This window comes from Virgibacillus kimchii, assembly GCF_055379185.1.
Genome location: NZ_AP043951.1, coordinates 1793019 through 1811220 on the forward strand (window position 1 = coordinate 1793019; position 18202 = coordinate 1811220).

The 18202-nt window shown below is 42.8% G+C and carries 16 protein-coding genes; 9 read left to right on the forward strand and 7 right to left on the reverse strand.

The features are described 5' to 3' along the window. Positions 1-92: 92 nt before the first annotated feature. The 4 genes from ACZ42C_RS09005 to ACZ42C_RS09020 are packed head-to-tail and all read right to left on the reverse strand — an operon-like array spanning position 93 to position 3934. Entirely contained in the window at positions 93-1001 is a 909-nt protein-coding gene (locus ACZ42C_RS09005; protein WP_461181236.1) for an ABC transporter permease, read from the reverse strand. Positions 1002-1028: 27 nt separating this feature from the next. Continuing rightward, a complete protein-coding gene (gene opp4B, locus ACZ42C_RS09010) occupies positions 1029-1991 on the reverse strand; it encodes an oligopeptide ABC transporter permease (protein WP_461181235.1) in 963 nt (320 codons plus the stop codon). Positions 1992-1998: 7 nt separating this feature from the next. Then, complete coding sequence (locus ACZ42C_RS09015; RefSeq protein ID WP_461181234.1) at positions 1999-2934, reverse strand: ABC transporter ATP-binding protein; 936 nt, start codon at positions 2932-2934, stop codon at positions 1999-2001. Then, on the reverse strand, positions 2921-3934 hold the full coding sequence (locus ACZ42C_RS09020) for an ABC transporter ATP-binding protein (protein WP_461181233.1): 1014 nt from the start codon (positions 3932-3934) through the stop codon (positions 2921-2923). The genes ACZ42C_RS09015 and ACZ42C_RS09020 overlap by 14 nt, the downstream gene beginning before the upstream one ends. Positions 3935-4735: 801 nt before the next feature. On the opposite strand from ACZ42C_RS09020, the gene rfbA reads away from it, so the two are divergent. The 7 genes from rfbA to ACZ42C_RS09055 are packed head-to-tail and all read left to right on the forward strand — an operon-like array spanning position 4736 to position 11521. Continuing rightward, positions 4736-5662, forward strand: coding sequence for a glucose-1-phosphate thymidylyltransferase RfbA (gene rfbA / locus ACZ42C_RS09025; RefSeq protein ID WP_461181232.1), 927 nt, complete (start codon positions 4736-4738; stop codon positions 5660-5662). Further along, positions 5662-6699, forward strand: a complete 1038-nt coding sequence (rfbB, locus tag ACZ42C_RS09030) for a dTDP-glucose 4,6-dehydratase (RefSeq protein ID WP_461181231.1) — start codon at positions 5662-5664, stop codon at positions 6697-6699. Before rfbA ends, rfbB begins: the two co-directional genes overlap by 1 nt. Next, positions 6675-7625: a glycosyltransferase family 2 protein gene (locus ACZ42C_RS09035; RefSeq protein ID WP_461181230.1), complete on the forward strand. Its 951-nt coding sequence runs from the start codon at positions 6675-6677 to the stop codon at positions 7623-7625. The genes rfbB and ACZ42C_RS09035 overlap by 25 nt, the downstream gene beginning before the upstream one ends. Before the next feature lie 38 nt (positions 7626-7663). Beyond that, positions 7664-8365, forward strand: a complete 702-nt coding sequence (locus ACZ42C_RS09040) for a GNAT family N-acetyltransferase (RefSeq protein WP_461181229.1) — start codon at positions 7664-7666, stop codon at positions 8363-8365. After that, positions 8362-8721 (forward strand): EamA family transporter, encoded by a 360-nt coding sequence (locus ACZ42C_RS09045; protein ID WP_464891351.1) that lies wholly within the window; start codon positions 8362-8364, stop codon positions 8719-8721. Before ACZ42C_RS09040 ends, ACZ42C_RS09045 begins: the two co-directional genes overlap by 4 nt. A 6-nt stretch (positions 8722-8727) precedes the next feature. Then, positions 8728-9858 carry a dTDP-4-amino-4,6-dideoxygalactose transaminase gene (gene rffA, locus ACZ42C_RS09050; RefSeq protein ID WP_461181227.1) on the forward strand — a complete coding sequence of 377 codons (1131 nt, stop codon included), beginning with the start codon at positions 8728-8730 and terminating at the stop codon, positions 9856-9858. Next, positions 9818-11521 carry a DUF6044 family protein gene (locus ACZ42C_RS09055; RefSeq protein ID WP_461181226.1) on the forward strand — a complete coding sequence of 568 codons (1704 nt, stop codon included), beginning with the start codon at positions 9818-9820 and terminating at the stop codon, positions 11519-11521. Before rffA ends, ACZ42C_RS09055 begins: the two co-directional genes overlap by 41 nt. A 1343-nt stretch (positions 11522-12864) precedes the next feature. Here ACZ42C_RS09055 and ACZ42C_RS09060 read toward each other — a convergent pair. Beyond that, complete coding sequence (locus tag ACZ42C_RS09060) at positions 12865-14250, reverse strand: leucyl aminopeptidase family protein (protein WP_461181224.1); 1386 nt, start codon at positions 14248-14250, stop codon at positions 12865-12867. Between the two features lie 149 nt (positions 14251-14399). Between ACZ42C_RS09060 and ACZ42C_RS09065 the strand changes: the two genes are divergently transcribed. After that, positions 14400-14858 (forward strand): CoxG family protein, encoded by a 459-nt coding sequence (locus ACZ42C_RS09065; RefSeq protein ID WP_461181223.1) that lies wholly within the window; start codon positions 14400-14402, stop codon positions 14856-14858. Between the two features lie 177 nt (positions 14859-15035). After that, the gene (locus tag ACZ42C_RS09070) at positions 15036-15908 is read left to right on the forward strand and encodes a YitT family protein (RefSeq protein WP_461181222.1); all 873 of its coding nucleotides are present in this window, start codon (positions 15036-15038) and stop codon (positions 15906-15908) included. A gap of 593 nt (positions 15909-16501) precedes the next feature. Here ACZ42C_RS09070 and ilvA read toward each other — a convergent pair. Next, positions 16502-17449 carry a threonine ammonia-lyase gene (ilvA, locus tag ACZ42C_RS09075; protein ID WP_461181221.1) on the reverse strand — a complete coding sequence of 316 codons (948 nt, stop codon included), beginning with the start codon at positions 17447-17449 and terminating at the stop codon, positions 16502-16504. A 65-nt stretch (positions 17450-17514) separates the two neighbouring features. Continuing rightward, positions 17515-18096, reverse strand: a complete 582-nt coding sequence (gene leuD / locus ACZ42C_RS09080; protein ID WP_461181220.1) for a 3-isopropylmalate dehydratase small subunit — start codon at positions 18094-18096, stop codon at positions 17515-17517. Between the last annotated feature and the right edge of the window lie 106 nt (positions 18097-18202).

Below are 18202 nucleotides of genomic sequence, written 5' to 3' on the forward strand. Positions count from 1 at the left end.
TATACTCAGCATTAATATCGCTATTACTATAGCTTATCAATGCAGGTATTAAAATATTATAACAATTTCCCCTTTGCCTCACCTCCTTAAAGTTAACCTCTGCGTTGTCTCGCGTCGGTAGCGCGTTTCAAGGCCTGCCCGACATTATTTACCGCAAGCATCAACAAAAGAATTAATACAGCAGCCGGCACCCAGATCCACCATCTGTATTCCAGTGTTTGCGGATTGGTCGCATAACTGATTAAAGTTCCCAAGCTCGGTGTACTCTCCGGAAAACCAAAGCCAAGGAAAGAGAGGCCCGATTCAATCCCGATGTTTGCTGCCAGTTGCAATGTCATCGTTACGATAATAATAGAAGTTAAATTTGGCAGCACTTGGGTAAACATAATTTTGAAATTGGAAGAACCCAATGTCTTGGAAGCCTGCACATAATCAAGTTCCCTCTCGGCTAATGCCTTGGATCTTATCAGCCTGGCAACCCCCATCCACAGAAACGCAGCCATAATAATAGAGAATCCCCATATACTGTAATCCGGCGTAATCGTAACAAATACAATAACAATCATTAAGGTAGGCAGTACCATAAAGAAGTCCACCACACGCATTAACGCATTATCGATATGGCCGCCAAAATAACCTGAAAGCAGCCCAATTAATATTCCTGCAAAACCTGCCATAAGTGTGACAAGGATACCGATAGATAAGGAATTTCTTGTTCCAATGATCAGCTGCCCGAATACATCACGGCCGCCATAATCCGTACCCAATATAAAGTCATCACCCGGCGGTTCATGAATCGCAAATAAATCAACAGTTACTATTTCATCCTGATCAAGAAATATAGAAGTACCAAATACAAAAGCACTGATAAGAATTAGAAATATGAGCGATATTAATGCAATCTTATCCCTGATTATTTCCCGCCACAATATCCTTAACCCGGAAGGACTGCTGGTTGAATCCTGTGTTTGGAGCTCTGCATTTACCTTGGTCGTTTCCATTTTATTTCACCTCAGCGTCTTTCAATTCTATTTAATCCGTATACGAGGATCCACTATGCTTAATATAATATCGGAGATTAATGCACCCAATATCGCCGCAATTCCAAAAATTAATACGACGGCTGTTACGGTACTGAAATCCCGCTGCAGCACTGATTCAAGGAACAACTGCCCCATGCCCGGATAACTGTATATATTTTCAACAAAAATAGATCCTCCGATTAAACCGGTGATTTCATAGCCAAAAAAGGCGGCAATCGGAACGAGGGAATTCCTGAAAATATGGCGGTTATACACCCGCGATTCAGGAGCACCCTTGGCCCTGGCAGTAATAATGAAATCCTTTTGTTTCGTATCAATGATCTCGCTTCGCAAATATTGAACGGTGGAGACGGTCGTAATAACTGCCATGGAAAATGCAGGCAATAATAAATGCTGTACTTTACTGACAAAATAATCAAATGTCCCCGGTTCCAGCCCTGGTGCAACACTGCCTCCGGTTGGGAACCAGCCCAACTGGAAACCAAATACCCAAAGCATGACCAGTGCCGTAATAAATAATGGTGCGGCAAAACCAACATATGTATATCCTGTTATTAACCTGTCTCCCCAGGTATCATTCCATCGTCCGCTTATGATCCCAAGTGGAAGTGCGAGTGCATATGTAAATATTAACGCTGCCACCGAAAGCCAGAATGTATTAACTAATCTATCCCAGACCAAAGCACTGACATCCATTTTATATCTGAAGGACTGCCCCAGGTCTCCTTGAACCAGCCCGCTTACCCAATCAGCGTATTTAATATGCCATGGATCATTTAAGCCCAACCTTTCCCTCTGCGCTTCAATCGCAGCCGGGTCAATGTTCGGATCAATCAGCCCTGTCAGCGCATCCCCGGGCATCATTTCCGCCATGAGAAAAACCAATATACTTAAAACAACTATTTGAGGAAATGTTATAAAAATTCTTCTTACAATAAACTTCCACATATCCCATTCAACCTTTCTCCGGTAAAGCTACTTTATGTGTATCTGATATGTTCTGCAGCTTATACGCTAATCCATCGTTGTCAAAATAATCATTATATGATTTCTCATATTCTTCTTTTACTTCCTGTCTGAACTTCTGGTGTTCTTCCCGCTTTTTCGGGTCTATATCAGGTATCGCTGCGACCAGCCGTTTCGTATAAATGTGCTGGGGACTGTTAAATATTTCATCTCTCGTCCCTTCTTCCACATAGCGTCCCTGATACATAATTCCTATATCATCACACATATGCTTAATAATACCGAGATCATGGCTGATGAATAAATATGTGAGTCCCAAATCCTTTTGGATATCCTTCATAAAATTCAGAACTTGAGCTTGGACGGAAACGTCGAGCGCCGAAACAGGCTCATCGGCAATAATCAGCTTTGGCTTCAGAGCAAGCGCCCGGGCCACACCGATACGCTGGCGCTGCCCCCCTGAAAACTCATGAGGATATTTTAAAATGCTCTCGGGACTTAGGCCTACCTGTTCCATAAGTTCCTGTACCCGCTTTTTTAATTCCAGCTTGGTCAGCTTTTCATAGTTTCGTATCGGCTCAGCCACAATATCGATGACACGCTTTTTGGGATTTAAGGAAGAATAAGGGTCCTGAAAGATCATTTGTATATCCCGGCGGACTTCCTTTGACTTTTTTCTGCTGACCGCAGTAAGGTCCCGGCCGTCAAAAGTAATCTCACCCGATGTTATTTTATTTAAGCCGATAATGGCCCTGCCCGTCGTTGTTTTTCCGGAGCCTGACTCTCCAACAAGTCCATATGTCTTCCCCTGTTCAATGGATAAGGACACCCCATCGACGGCCCTGACATGTCCGACAGTTCGTTGCAATACCCCGCCTTTAATCGGGAAATGTACTCTTAAATCCTTTACATCAAGAAATGCCATCAGTTTGCTCCTCCTTCTCTTCCGGGAAGTAAAATTGACTGTGGCATGTGCAGCGCACAAAATGACCCGGTGTTACTTCATGAAGTTCAGGATGTTCCTCATGCGCTGATTCTTCAATCCACGGTATTCGCGGCGCAAAACGGCATCCTTCCCTTGGCAGATATTGCAGGGATGGTACAATACCCTGAATCACATGCAGTCTATCCTGAGCTTCGTCGGTATTGGGAACAGAATTCAGCAAGGATCTCGTATAAGGGTGCAGCGGATTTTCAAACAGGGAATGCACATCAGCAATTTCCACAATCTGCCCTGCATACATCACCGCTACCCGGTCCGCCATTTCCGCCACCACGCCAAGGTCATGGGTGATGAGGATAATTCCGGCATTCATATCATTCTTTAAGTCTCTGATCAGATCAAGAATTTGTGCCTGAATGGTCACATCGAGCGCCGTAGTCGGTTCATCAGCAATTAACAGTTCCGGCTGATTGGCAATCGCAATGGCAATTACGACCCGCTGGCGCATTCCCCCTGACAGCTCATGAGGATACTGATCATAAATATACTCAGGGCGCGGAATTCCGACCTCATTCAATAAATCTATCACCCGCTGCCTGCGCTTTTCTTTTGATAGTTTTTTATTATGCAGCAATAATGTTTCGGAAATTTGATCGCCAATGGTCATTAATGGGTTTAATGCCGTTAAAGGATCCTGAAAGATCATAGCCATGTCGTCTCCGCGCAATCTATTCAGTTTGGCAGGGGAGAGCTTTGGTATATTATGATCCTTGAAATAGATGTCACCATCTATTTTTGCCCGGTTGTGCAACCCCATTACCGAAAAAGCGAGCGCACTTTTCCCGGAACCGGACTCCCCCACAATGCCTAGTACTTCATTTTTATTGACGGTTAATGATACATCGTCCACAGCAGCATAATAATCATCTTTTATTCTGAACGATGTTTTCAGATTTTGTATTTTTACTAATTCTTCACTCAAAGTAATCCCCCTAATTCCGTCTTCACTAAAGGTTACAAATTAAAATTATCCTGTGAAGTTTCAAATTATTTTCGCTAAAATTTTTAATCCGTTTTTTTATTTCTTCTGAAAAATACAGGCAGAGTTTAAGCCAGGTTTTATAGATTTCAAATGATATGTAATGAAATTACAACTATTATCCCTGTAAATCGATATTTGCTTCATAGTTGAAATAAAATAAAAATTTAACAAAATTGTAATATGTACTTGTAATTATAAGGCGTAGTGCAGTGAAAAAGCAATACGTTTTTTAATATTTTTGCCCTATTCTGCTACTATTTTCCTTATATGTGTTAATCTCATAGGGGTTTTGGAATGCTGTGATAAGGGAATTATTATTTTAATTACAGGTCAAAAGCCTTAAGGATAACTTAAAAAACACTAGTAAATGTCTCCCTGATTGATCAAGTCTGCACCCCAAACTATTGCGCTGTAAACCACTACTTTCCCACCAGTCCACCCAGCGTGTCGTTAAATAAGACCATTTTTTGTAAAATCCGAAATAAACTTGAAATAAAATTGTAAGATTAACTCAGCATAAAAAGGGAAGTAACCAATTAGGCTATACTGTAGAAGTAGGTTGCACGAGGAGTGCCCTAAGCTGCGCCGAAAGAAATATCCGGGACTTTGCTAAATGCTCGTCCCACCGAAAAAATTGCCACTCCCCGAATTTTGTGGAATAACAGGCGCTTACGGCACAGGAACTACTTCCTGTCTTCTGTCTTAAGCAGTTTTGTTAACTTTTGAAAAGAGGTGTTGTTTATGAAAGGGATTATATTGGCTGGCGGCAGCGGCACGAGACTTGCCCCAAGTACGGACAGCATTAATAAACATTTGCTTGCGGTGTATGACAAGCCAATGATTTATTATCCCCTTTCCGTTCTTATGCTTGGTGGTATAAGAGAAATTATGATTATTAGTACACCTGAAGATAAATCAAGATTTAGAGAGCTGCTTGGTGATGGATCATCACTGGGAATCTCTCTCGAATACAAGGAACAAGCGGACCCAAACGGGATTCCGGAAGCGCTGACACTATCAGAAGATTTTATCGGCTCGGATGATGTTGCCCTCATACTGGGAGACAATATTTTTTACGGACAGGGATTCACGACCATTCTCAGAAATGCGCTGAAAACCCATAGGCATGCTACTGTTTTTGGCTATCGGGTGAAAGATCCGAGACGTTTTGGCGTAGTCGAGTTTGATGAAAGCCAGAAGGTAATGTCCATTGAAGAGAAACCAAAAAATCCAAAATCTGACTTCGCTGTAACCGGTCTCTATATTTATGATAATCAAGCAGCACGGATCGCAAAAAATCTGGAGCCTTCTGACCGAGGGGAACTGGAAATCACCGACTTGAACAAAGAATATTTAAAACGGGGACAACTGGATGTGGAGCTTCTTGGGAGAGGTTTTGCCTGGATGGATGCCGGCACTCATGAGTCTCTGTTTGAGGCATCGGAGTTTGTTAAAATTACCCAGCAGAGACAAGGCTTTAAACTGGCATGTCTGGAAGAGATCGCTTATTACCTCGGCTATATATCTCAGCATGAGTTATACAGAAGAGGAAAATCCATGGAAAAAAATGATTATGGCCAATATTTACTGGAAATAGCTAAAAGAAAGCACACACAGCAATACTGGGATCATACTGATCAACATCCAATGATAGGAATGGTTAAATAATGAAGAAACAACATCCAACACTGCTCATTACCGGGGGAGCAGGATTCATCGGCTCCAATTTTATACACTATATACTGCATCATTACCCGGAATACCAGATTATTAATATGGATAAATTAACCTATGCCGGTTCTAAGTCAAATTTACTGGAGGCTGAGGGTAACGATAACTACCTTTTTATCCAGGGAGATATTAAAAATAGTACATTAGTAAACGCCATTTTCAACGAATACGATATATCCGGTGTCGTCCATTTTGCTGCTGAGTCACATGTGGACAGATCCATCGAGGATGCGGCAGTCTTCACGGAAACAAATCTCGTTGGAACAATGACACTGCTCCAGGCTGCCAAAAATGCATGGGAAAAAGACGGTGTCCTCAAAGAAAGGCGTTTTCATCATATTTCCACAGATGAAGTATATGGCTCCCTCGGAGGATCCGGAAAGTTTACGGAAAAAACACCTTATGATCCACGCAACCCGTACAGTGCTTCCAAAGCCGGTTCGGACATGCTCGTTAAAAGCTTTGGACATACGTATGGAATGGACGTCATTATCACGAGCTGTTCGAACAATTACGGGCCCAGACAGCATGAAGAAAAACTGATTCCTACTATTATATCTCATGCATTAAAAGGAAAACCGATTCCAATTTACGGGGATGGGCAAAATGTTCGCGACTGGCTGTATGTCGCGGACCATTGCCAGGCACTGGATGTTATTTTCCATCAATCGGACCCAATGGAAACATATAATATTGGCGGCAACAATGAAAAAACAAACATAGAAATTGCCAACACCATATGCAATATATTGGATGAAAAGCAGGAAAGTATTAGGCGGGAAAAAGGACTGACAAGTTTTAGCGAATTAATCTCATTTACGGAAGATCGGTTGGGACATGACAGGAGATATGCCATTGATGCTACCAAATTGAGAAATCATTTAGGCTGGACACCGCAGGAAAGCCTGACTGCAGGGCTGCAAAAAACAGTAGACTGGTATGTGAGCAAATGGCTGCCGCAGCTCACCCGCTAATTTCCGTCGTCGTCCCTGTTTACGGCTGCGAAACCTGTCTGCAAGAATTGTGCAGCCGTTTGGACGAAACGTTAACATCCATTCCAGCCGATTATGAGATCATCCTGGTAAACGATGGCAGCCCGGACGATGCTTGGACAACAATTAAAGATCTCTATAAAAAAAACAAACGGATTAAAGGAATTGATTTAGCCCGGAATTTCGGGCAGCATTACGCTATTACAGCCGGTCTGGATCTTGCGGAGGGTGATTGGACCGTCGTCATGGATTGTGACTTGCAGGACCAGCCGGAGGAAATACCTAAGCTCTACGAAAAGGCACTTGAAGGCTATGAAGTTGTTTTTGGCAAACGTGCAGAACGGAAGGATAACTGGCTGAAGAAGAAATCCTCCCAGTTCTTTTACCGTATCTATGATTATTTTACCGGTGCTTCCACAGATTATACCGTAGCCAATTTCAGCATTATTTCCAAAAAAGTAGTACGGGGATTTAGACGCATCGGGGAGCAGAATCGCTTTTATCCACTGTTCATTCAATGGATGGGATATAAGACTGCTTCCGTGGAAATCAATCACAGTGAACGAAAACAGGGCAAGTCTGCCTATAACATTAGGAAACTGATTACACTTGGAACAGATGTGATTATTTCCCAGTCAAACAAGCCGCTCCGACTGTCCATTCAATTCGGCTTCCTGATTGCTTCCGTATCATTCATTTATGGTCTGTATTTGTTCGGCCGGTATTTTTTTCTTGACGAACCCGTACAGGGATGGACCAGTGTCATGGTTTCCATCTATTTTATCGGAGGGCTTGTTTTCTTTAATTTCGGCGTGCTCGGCTTATATATTGGAAAGGTATTTAATGAAACAAAGAGCCGGCCTCTATACTTAATCAGGGAAACAACGGACGATGAGGAAAAATCTTAGAACACATAATATATCACAGGAAAGTGGAGGAATGGAAAATGGAATTAATAGATGGGTATCTGCGACCAACCCCATGGGATAAACGAAATTTCCATGTGGAAACATTTGAATTGGCTGAAGCTACCGAGGCTGCATTACAGTCCACCAATGAGACGGAAGGACATTTTACACTTAAAGTGGATCCTTCCACCAATACAGAAAATCTGAATAAATATGGTTTCTATTATGTTGATACATTATTAGAACCAGCCTGCAAAAGAGAAAAGCTGAACTTATTCAGCAAAGAAGGAATACAAATTTCCACCGATTTTGATAAAGATGAAGTGCTCAAGATTGCAAAAGAAGCCTTTAAAGGCGGGCGCTTTCACCGGGACTTCCATATTCCCGATTTTATGGCGGACCAGCGATACATGAACTGGGTCAATGATTTGATAATGAAAGATATGATTATCGGACTGTATTTTAATGGAACGCTTGCCGGGTTTTACGGCCAGGCAAATAACAAAGTACTGCTGCTTGCGATAAAAAAAGAGTTCAGGCACAAGGGATTGGCCAAACCGTTTACCAGCCAGGCTGTGCTGAACCAGTTTGAACAGGGAGATTACGATATGCTTACCACTTCCATCTCGGCTTCCAATATAACATCATTAAATTTATTTTTAACCCTTGGTTTCCGCCCGCAAAACGCAGTGGATGTATACCATAAATTGAATGGTTCATTACCGGTCGGAGGGGCATGATGGGCTATTTTTATATCTTTGGCACCATAATTTTTACCGTGTATGGACAATTAATCTTAAAATGGAAAATTGATCAATATGGAAGCCTGCCTGAGGAGTTTTGGGACCGGATTACATTTCTTTTGCAGCTGCTTTTAAATCCCTGGATCATCTCGGGGTTTTTTGCTGCATTTCTGGCTGCCCTGAGCTGGATGGCTGCAATGACCAAATTTGATATCAGCTATGCATATCCGTTTATGAGTTTGTCCTTTGTCCTTGTATTTATTTTATCGGCATTTCTATTCGGTGAACCAGTTTCATTTCAGAAAATAGCTGGTTTTTCACTTATCGTGCTAGGAATTATCATAATGAGGTGATTAGTTTTGATACCATTTTACAAACCATGTGTAACCGGAAAGGAATCCGTTGCGATTCAGCAGACATTGACAAATGGCAAGCTTTCCGGAAACGGATCCTTTGGAAATCGATGTACAAAGTGGCTGGAAGAGCAATTGACATGTGAAAAAGCAATACTGACGCCTTCTTGCACGGATGCTTTGGAGATGACCGCGCTATTAATGGATATTCAGGATGGTGATGAAGTAATCATGCCTTCCTATACATTTGTGTCCACCGCCAATGCGTATGTATTACAGGGTGCAGACATTCGTTTTATCGACGTGGACCCCCGGACCATGAACCTTGATCCAGCACTTATCGAGGATGCAATCACTGATCGGACGAAAGCGATCGTGGCTGTCCATTATGCTGGTATAGCCTGTGATATGGATAAGATTATGGACATTGCCGGCCGTCATGGTCTGTATGTAATTGAAGATGCTGCCCAGGCGTTAATGAGTACATATAAGGATAAACATTTGGGCGCCATCGGGCATTTTGCCACGTTCAGTTTTCATGATACAAAAAATTATACTTGTGGGGAGGGCGGGGCCCTGATCGTTAATGATGCCGCTTTTACGGAGCGGGCGGAAATCTTACAGGAAAAAGGAACCAATCGTTCCCAGTTTGTACGCGGGGAGGTCGATAAATACACGTGGCAGGATCTCGGCTCTTCCTATTTATTAAGTGAAATAAATGCAGCTTATTTATCCGTGCAGCTGGAGCATGCAGATGTTATTCTCGAGGACAGAATGACATCCTGGGAACTATACCACGAGGGTTTGGAAGGTCTTGCTGAAAAAGGCCTGTTCGAAATTCCCTATATACCTGATGAATCCGGTCATAATGCACACATGTTTTTTCTTAAAACAAAAGATGAAGAAACACGCCATCAGCTGATGGAGTTTTTACGCAAAAACCAGGTGCAGGCCACCTCACATTATGTTCCGCTGCACGATTCAAAAGCGGGCAAAAAATACGGAAGATTTATAGGCGAGGATAAATATACGACGAAAGATAGCGCGAGATTACTTCGCCTGCCGTTGTATTATGACATGGGAGAAGAGGCTGTTCATGATGTCATCGATCAGATTAAAGCTTTTTACAAAGCATAATATCATCATTGGTATTGGACTATTTATTATTATTTTATACTTGATGCCCTATTATATATTGGGAGTGGACACCCATATCCGCGAACATGATAATTTGGATTCCAATATCGTCTGGTATAAACTGCTCGCAGAAAGCGGACAGATTTTCACTTTAACGGACACGACATTGCCGAATGTCATTAATGGCCTGCCGAGAAGCACCCTTCCTTCCGGGCTGGATGCGATGGTTTGGCTGTACGTGCTTTTTGAACCGATGACTGCCTATACGATTGGACAGACGATCATGCGTTTTGCCGCATTTATCGGAATGTATTTATTGCTGAAACGCCATATCATCCGCGAGGGAAAATACCATATGATCGTCGTCGGTGCTTCTGTGGCCTTTGCCATGCTTCCTTACTGGCCATCTGGAATGTTGTCCATTGCGGGGCTTCCCCTTGCATTGCATATCTTTTTGACGATTAAAAAGCGTGGAAGAGAAACGCCATGGTATTATTGGCTTACGCTTTTACTGATCCCTTTCTTTTCGAATTTTGTTTTAACATTTGTATTCTTTTTGGCGATGATGGGGGGTTTCTGGCTGTTCGACTGGATACGCAGGAAGCGTCCGGACTGGATTTTCTTCACTGCCGTAGCTTCGATGACAGCCATTTACGTGGTGAAAGAATACTTGCTCATCTTTTCCATGTTTCTCGATGATGGCTTTGTTTCCCACCGGGAGGAAATGAGTCTTGGCCATAATTCTTTTCAGCGCAGCATTGAGCTCTCTTTTGAAAATTTTTTGTTTGATCATACCCATGATTTGGCTGAACATATTTGGGTGATTGTTCCTGTCATCGGGGTTGCTTTCATTGTTGCCGCTATTCGAAAATTAAACGTCAAGCTGCTGTTCGGCCTATTTATATTTAATTTCGCCCTTTCTGTCTGGTATGCTTTCTGGTATTGGGAAGGCTGGCGCGTTGTAAAAGATAACTTTTCGATAGCGAACACCTTTAATTTTGCACGGATTCACTTTTTCGACCCTCCCATATGGTATATCAGTTTCGCATTGGCGTTAGTTATACTATGGATGTCATTCAGGTATGGAAAAGTGATTGTTATTTCCCTTCTCATCCTGCAATGTGCCATCCTGTTTGGTCTGAATGAAGAATCAAAATACAGCGTTGCCGGGAGCTCGACCTTTCAGGAGTTTTATTCGGAGGAATTGTTTGCAGAAGTACAGGATTATATCGGTATGGATCCTTCAGAATACAGGGTGGTGAGCATCGGCATGCATCCAACCATCGCCCAGTATAATGGATTTTACACATTGGATACGTACAACAATAGTTTTCCACTGGAATACAAGCATGATTTCAGGGAAGTGATCGCAGGGGAACTGGAAAAAAGTCCTTCGTTGAAAAACTATTTTGACACGTGGGGCGGCAGGCTTTACATGTATGTCGCCGAACACGGGCAGGATTATATGTTTACGAAAGACCGGGAAGAAGAAGGGACCATTGAAGAACTGGATATTAACACCGATGCTTTGAAGGAACTCGGCGGGGATTACATTCTCTCAGCCGTGCCAATTGAAAACAGTGAAGAGACAGGGCTGGAACTGCAAGAAACATTTGAGCACAGGGATTCACCTTTTCGCATTCGGCTATATGAAGTGGTATAGTCGGGCGTTCTTAAGTACAAGCAACACGCCTGGTGGGTTGTGAAAGAAGATGTTGGTTCGGGATCTTATTAATCCCATAAGTGAAGAAAGGCGACGGATTCTGTTGGGTTCTGCGTTTATTAAGCCTGATGAGATGAGTCAACGAATGATGCTGATTTTCTTTCATTCGTTCACTCATCTGGCCTATCAGGCAACGAATGACGCTGATTTTCTTCCATTCATTCACTCATCAAGCCTATCAGGCAACGAATGACGTTGATTTTCTTTCATTCGCTCACTCATCTGGCCTGTCAGGCAACGAATGACGTTATTATTCTTTCATTCATTCACTCATCTGGCCTATCAGGCAACGAATGACGTTGATTTTCTTTCATTCGCTCACTCATCTGGCCTGTCAGGCAACGAATGACGCTGATTTTCTTCCATTCGCTCACTCATCTGGCATATCAGTAAACGAATGACGTTATTATTCTTTCATTCGCTCACTCATCTGGCATATCAGGCAACGAATGGCGCTGATTTTCTTCCATTCGCTCACTCATCTGGCATATCAGTAAACGAATGACGTTGATTTCCTTTCATTCGTTCACTCATCTGGCCTATCAGGCAATGAATGACGCTGATTTTCTTCCATTCATTCACTCATCTAGCCTATCAGGCAACGAATGACGTTGATTTTCTTTCATTCGCTCACTCATCTGGCATATCAGGCAACGAATGACGCTGATTTTCTTCCATTCATTCACTCATCTAGCCTATCAGGCAACGAATGACGTTGATTTTCTTTCATTCGCTCACTCATCTGGCCTATCAGGCAATGAATGACGCTGATTTTCTTCCATTCGTTCACTCATCTAGCCTATCAGGCAACGAATGACGCTGATTTTCTTCCATTCACTCATCTGGCCTATCAGGCAACGAATGACGCTGATTTTCTTCCATTCATTCACTCATCAAGCCTATCAGGCAACGAATGACGTTGATTTTCTTTCATTCGCTCACTCATCTGGCCTGTCAGGCAACGAATGACGTTATTATTCTTTCATTCATTCACTCATCAAGCCTATCAGGCAATGAATGACGCTGATTTTCTTCCATTCGTTCACTCATCTGGCCTGTCAGGCAACGAGTGACGTTGTTTTCCTTTCATCTGTTCACGAATGGAGAGAATCCCCCGCCATTCGTGACCTTATGCCGAGATAAGTGAACAGAATAATTTCCTCCGCTCTCCATGGACTTATACGGTATGAACGTTATTATGTTTTTCAGTGCCAAAAAACCTCTTACTTCCTCCCTTTTCAGGATGAAGTAAGAGGTTCTTATATTTTAAATCTTACCAAAAATTATTTCGAAACTTTCTCGGTAAAATCAGCCAGCAACCTCGCTCCGAATCCGGTTGCCGAAGTTGCATAATAACCACCCTCTTCACTGCGCATTCTGCCGGCCATGTCCACATGCAGCCATTTTACATTTTCAGGTACAAAACGGCGCAAAAACAGGCCTGCAACAATGGAGGCACCTTCAACTTTCGAAGTGGTATTATTAAAATCTGCGTAATCACTGGCAATATAGCTTTCATAGGCATCAACCAGCGGCATCGGCCAGTTAAAGTCGCCGTTTTCATCGCCAATTTGCTTCATTTCCCAGGAAAGCTGCTCATCTCCAAAAACACCGGCCAGCTTTGTTCCCAGTGCACCTATGATGGCACCGGTTAATGTAGCGATATCTACCACATATTCCGCCTGCAGCTCTCCTGCCCTGATTAATCCGTCTGCCAGGATCAACCTTCCTTCCGCATCTGTATTTCCCACCTGGACATGAAGCCCGTTTTTATAGCGGATAACATCACCCGGAATAACGGATTTGCTGTCAGGCATATTTTCCACAATAGGAATGAGGGCAACCACATTTACTTTTGCTTTGGATGCAGATAACAGTTTCATGGCTCCTGCAACAGCTGCTGCTCCACCCATATCATGCCGCATGCTGCTTAAATCCCGGCCTTTCTTCAGACTGATTCCCCCGGTATCAAAAGTCACACCTTTCCCTACCAGCGCAATCAGCGGTTTTGTATCATCGCCGCGATATGTCATTTCCACAAATGCCGGCTCATGGATACTTCCCCGGCCAACAGTCAACACGCCATTCATTTCATTTTGCTCGAGCATTTTTTTATCCCATACATTAATCTGTACATCTGTACCTGAAAATGCTTCCTCCAGCACGCCAGGAAAGGTAGAAGGATTCAGCGCGCTCGGAATTTCATTCATTAAATCCCGGGAAAAAGCTGTAGCTTCGGCGCGGATTTTCCCCTTTTCCAAAAGGGTATCTGTTCCTCCATCCCCTGTTACATGTAATACAGTATGATGATGATTTTTTTCAGATTTATACGGTGAAAATTGGTACTGCCCCAAATGCCACCCTTCTGCAAATGCTGTCACGGCCTTGTCTATGTTTATTTCAGGAAACAGCTCCTGTAAAACAGTTGCATTTACAGTGGCTGCTTCCACCTTGTTTTTTCCTAATGTACGTGCGATATCTCCGGCAAGCATCCTTACTTTTTCACCGGTCTGATCTTTTTCTTTTATTCCCTTGACAACAACCGTAAAAGCCTCATCGATCAGCAGCGTGCAAAAATCTCCCGCTGCACACTCCACATACTGTTTTACTGATGCTTTCTCCTGGATCAGCTTATCCCCTTCGTTCAAGATAGTTGCTTTCTGATTCATGTATGTCAACCTCCTAAAATTCTCTACATGTATTTATTCGACACCCGAAGGAAAAAATCCTTTAAAATATAATGTAAGGTGATTCTATAAATGGGTTCGCTGCATATAATGAAGAATGTGAAAAAGCATACATAAGAGGAGGTAGCAGTATGCCAAGTGCTCTTCATGAAATGGATTTAAACATCCCTGTCCACCACGCCTGGGATTTTGTAAAAGATATGAACAACTGGGCTCCCCTTGTCCCCGGATATGCCGGGCATCAACAGCTGAATGAGAGACAATCGACATGGACCTTCTCAGGTGATGCGGGGATTGTGCAAAAAACGGTTCATTTGAGAATTGATATTAAGGAGTGGACAGAACCGACAAAAGTTTCTTTTTCGGTAAGAGGCATCAACGAAAACGTGTCCGGGGACGGCTATTTTGAAGCCCGCACACTTAGTAATAAATCCATTAAAATGACAGGGTACTTGCAAATTTCCGCAAAAGGTATTGCCGGGCCAATGATCAACCCAATATTAAAAACCCTGCTCCCAAAAACAATTAAACGGTTTACTGAAAGAGTGGCAGATAATATGATGAGACAAAAAACAGCAGGAGTAAGTTAATTTCATATTAGTGATGGCTCTTCACAAAACAAGGTGAAGAGTCTTTTTATGTAAACAATGCCAGCAGACTGATCCTGTTTACTCCAGCAACCTGGAGTGATAGAATAAAGCAGGCAACTTTTTTTAATTTCACATGATAAAAATACATAGTTTACTCTTTTGAAAGGATTTCACCACATGACGAAAATAACGGATAAACTGCATAAACCAACAATTGAATATGGACAGATTATTATTGGTGCCACCCTTGTAGGCTTTTCCTATAACCTGTTCCTATTGCCATCCAGACTGGCAGCCGGGGGCATTTCAGGTATAAGCACGATATTATTCGAATTGTACGCACTGAGCCCTGCTTTCACGCAATTTATGATCAATATTCCAATTTTCATTATCGGCTGGCTTGCATTGGGATCAGATTTCAGCTGGAAAACATTGCTAGGAACCTTTTGGGTACCTTTTGTTATCTGGCTTACCGCCGATGTGCCATTCACCGTCACTAATCCGCTCCTCGGAGCTATTTACGGAGGGATTATTTTGGGAGCAGGCCTTGGAATTGTTTATAAAGGCAACGGGTCAACCGGGGGTACGGCAGCCATTGCACAGATTGTGAAAAGATTTACCGGCCTGTCCAGCGGTTATTCCCAACTGTTTGTAGATGGCATAGTTGTCATTTCTTCTATTATTGTATTTAACCTGGAGCTGACCTTATTCGCGCTAATGTGTATCTATATTACAAGTAAAACCATTGATGTAGTGCAACTGCGCACGTCAGCCACCAAACTTATTATGATCATTACCGAAAATGAAGAAAAAATCCAGCGGATCATCAATAACGAAATAGATCGGGGTCTAACGAAAGTCCGATCCGTTGGCGGATATTCCAATAAAGATAAAACAATGATCCTATGTGTCACCGAAAATCAGGAAGCTGTGCAGTTAAGGAAGATATTGCAAAAAGAAGAACCGGATTCCTTCGTTATTTTTATTAATGCATCAGAAATTCTCGGCCGTGGTTTTACGTTGGACAAGTATTACGGACAGAAATTATGAGTCTTCTTTCTGACGCTTACAGTTCTTAATTTAGCTTCATTCAGCACATCAGGATCATAACGAAGTGATACATATGGCCGTTACTGGACCATAGCTTTATCAGTATTCACAAACTAAATGAAGGATGGACAAAACTTAAAAAAACGAGCTGGGACAATAACATAATATTCAAAGGAAAAGCCGAACTTAAGCGCACATAACCCGCTCCGGCAATATACAACGCTTTCACCACGGGCACAAGTGCGACATCTAATCAAACTCCCGTTGGTCGTTTTCTTAGTGTCTTCTTTGCCGCGGGCGGCTGGTGAGCCTCCTTGCCCCGGCAAGGGGTATGCCGACGTTGCCCGCAAAGGGCGTTTTTAGTCGGCCCTCATTAATGTCGCATTGTGGGGTCTCACAGATGCCTTTTCTCCCGCAGGACAAGTAAAGCTTCGACAGCATTACATCGCACGCAGAAAATGCACAGCATTTTCAAGGAGTCTACGTATATTGCCGGAGCTAATGTGGTGCATTGTTCGGCTTTTTTATAAACTTTTTTGTTATGTCCCAGCTTCGTTTCATATCGTATCACCATTTACATGCAATACATTCAATCAAGCCGAATGATGAAAACTTTTTGCAAGATTCTGGATTTTTGGCATCATGCTGATATCCATGTTGCCCCCGCTGACCACGATTCCGCAATGCCTTGATTTAATCTCATCTTTATAAGCAAATAATGCTGCGATTGCCGCCGCACCTGCTCCTTCAATTAATGTTTTATTCCGCTCGAGCATGTAAAGAATAGCTGATGCAATTTCCGCATCCGATACGGTAACAATATCATCTACGTATTCCTGGATGATCGGCAGTGTACGCTCACCTGGTTTTTTCACGGCTATACCTTCCGCAATGGTGTCCACGGATGAAATATCCTTCATGCGATTTTGATGAAAACTTTTATACATGGCCGGAGCACCCTCTGCCTGCACGCCAATAATCTTCATATTCCGGTTGACGTGCTTGGCACCAACGGCAATTCCACTGATAAGTCCTCCTCCGCCAATGGGAACGATCATCGTATCCATGCGGTCTTCCTGGCGCAGCATCTCCATGGCAATTGAACCTTGCCCGGCCATAACATCATGGTCATCAAACGGGTGGATATACACAGCACCGGTCTGCATTTGCTTTTTCAATGATGCCTCATATGCTTCCTGAAAAGTTTCTCCCGTTAAAATTACTTCAGCTCCGTAATTTCGGGTAGCATCCACTTTGGCAGCAGGTGTTTTTTCAGCCATATAAATTGTAGCTTTTACACCCAATTTGGCTGATGCATAGGCTACACCCTGGGCGTGATTGCCTGCTGAGGCAGTGATCACACCTCTTTTTAACTGTTTTTTCGGCAGCTGCATCAGTTTAAACGTTGCTCCCCGAAATTTAAATGCACCTGTCTTCTGCTGATTTTCCATTTTAAAATAAACGTTTTTACCTACTATTCGATTGGTCGTTTCTGATGTCAGTAAAGGAGTGCGATGGACAATCGGTCTTAATCGACCCATTGCCGTATGCACTTTTTCGCCTGTTAAGCAATCCCCAAAAGGTTCACTCTCCCTGTACCTTTAGTTTAGTTTCCATTTTCATATGCCTCAATTTTCGCTTCATGATGCAATGTCAGTGAAATATCATCCCAGCCATTCAACAGCTTTTGTTTATGATATTCGGGAATATCAAAAGCTACTGCATGGTCCTTTTCATCTGTAATTTGCTGCGCTTTTAAATCAACAAATAATTCCAATGCGCCATCCTCTGCCCTACTCATCCAGTGCTTTACCTGTGCCTCATCCATTTTTACGAGCAGCAATCCATTTTTCAGGGCATTATTATAAAAAATATCTGCAAAGCTCGGGGCGATAATTACTTTAAATCCATAATCATGCAATGCCCAAGGCGCGTGTTCCCGGGAAGAGCCGCAGCCGAAATTCTCTCCCGCCAACAGAATTGTCGCATCCTTATATTTTTCCTCATTTAAGCTGAACGTTTCTCTCATTTTTCCCTTATCATCGAATCGCCAATGGTAAAAAAGAAATTGACCAAATCCTGTACGTTCGATTCTTTTTAAAAACTGCTTTGGAATAATTTGATCTGTATCCACATTACTCCGGTCCAGTGGATAAGCACTTCCTCTGTGACTTTCAATTGCTTCCATCGTTAGCGTTCCTCCTTACCATCCGTGTTGACACTTTGAGAAACCACCTCCTATCATCATCGTTTTACCTTTGATAACAGAAAGCGTCCCTCTCTCTTTGCCGTCA

What these genes read in the sequence shown, in the direction of transcription:
- ACZ42C_RS09005 (WP_461181236.1), bottom strand. Translation starts at nt 1,001, where the DNA reads ATGGAAACGACCAAGGTAAATGCAGAGCTCCAAACACAGGATTCAACC.
- opp4B (WP_461181235.1), bottom strand. Translation starts at nt 1,991, where the DNA reads ATGTGGAAGTTTATTGTAAGAAGAATTTTTATAACATTTCCTCAAATA.
- ACZ42C_RS09015 (WP_461181234.1), bottom strand. Translation starts at nt 2,934, where the DNA reads ATGGCATTTCTTGATGTAAAGGATTTAAGAGTACATTTCCCGATTAAA.
- rfbA (WP_461181232.1), top strand. Translation starts at nt 4,736, where the DNA reads ATGAAAGGGATTATATTGGCTGGCGGCAGCGGCACGAGACTTGCCCCA.
- rfbB (WP_461181231.1), top strand. Translation starts at nt 5,662, where the DNA reads ATGAAGAAACAACATCCAACACTGCTCATTACCGGGGGAGCAGGATTC.
- ACZ42C_RS09035 (WP_461181230.1), top strand. Translation starts at nt 6,675, where the DNA reads ATGGCTGCCGCAGCTCACCCGCTAATTTCCGTCGTCGTCCCTGTTTAC.
- ACZ42C_RS09040 (WP_461181229.1), top strand. Translation starts at nt 7,664, where the DNA reads ATGGAATTAATAGATGGGTATCTGCGACCAACCCCATGGGATAAACGA.
- ACZ42C_RS09045 (WP_464891351.1), top strand. Translation starts at nt 8,362, where the DNA reads ATGATGGGCTATTTTTATATCTTTGGCACCATAATTTTTACCGTGTAT.
- ACZ42C_RS09055 (WP_461181226.1), top strand. Translation starts at nt 9,818, where the DNA reads ATGATGTCATCGATCAGATTAAAGCTTTTTACAAAGCATAATATCATC.
- ACZ42C_RS09060 (WP_461181224.1), bottom strand. Translation starts at nt 14,250, where the DNA reads ATGAATCAGAAAGCAACTATCTTGAACGAAGGGGATAAGCTGATCCAG.
- ACZ42C_RS09065 (WP_461181223.1), top strand. Translation starts at nt 14,400, where the DNA reads ATGCCAAGTGCTCTTCATGAAATGGATTTAAACATCCCTGTCCACCAC.
- ACZ42C_RS09070 (WP_461181222.1), top strand. Translation starts at nt 15,036, where the DNA reads ATGACGAAAATAACGGATAAACTGCATAAACCAACAATTGAATATGGA.
- ilvA (WP_461181221.1), bottom strand. Translation starts at nt 17,449, where the DNA reads ATGGGTCGATTAAGACCGATTGTCCATCGCACTCCTTTACTGACATCA.
- leuD (WP_461181220.1), bottom strand. Translation starts at nt 18,096, where the DNA reads ATGGAAGCAATTGAAAGTCACAGAGGAAGTGCTTATCCACTGGACCGG.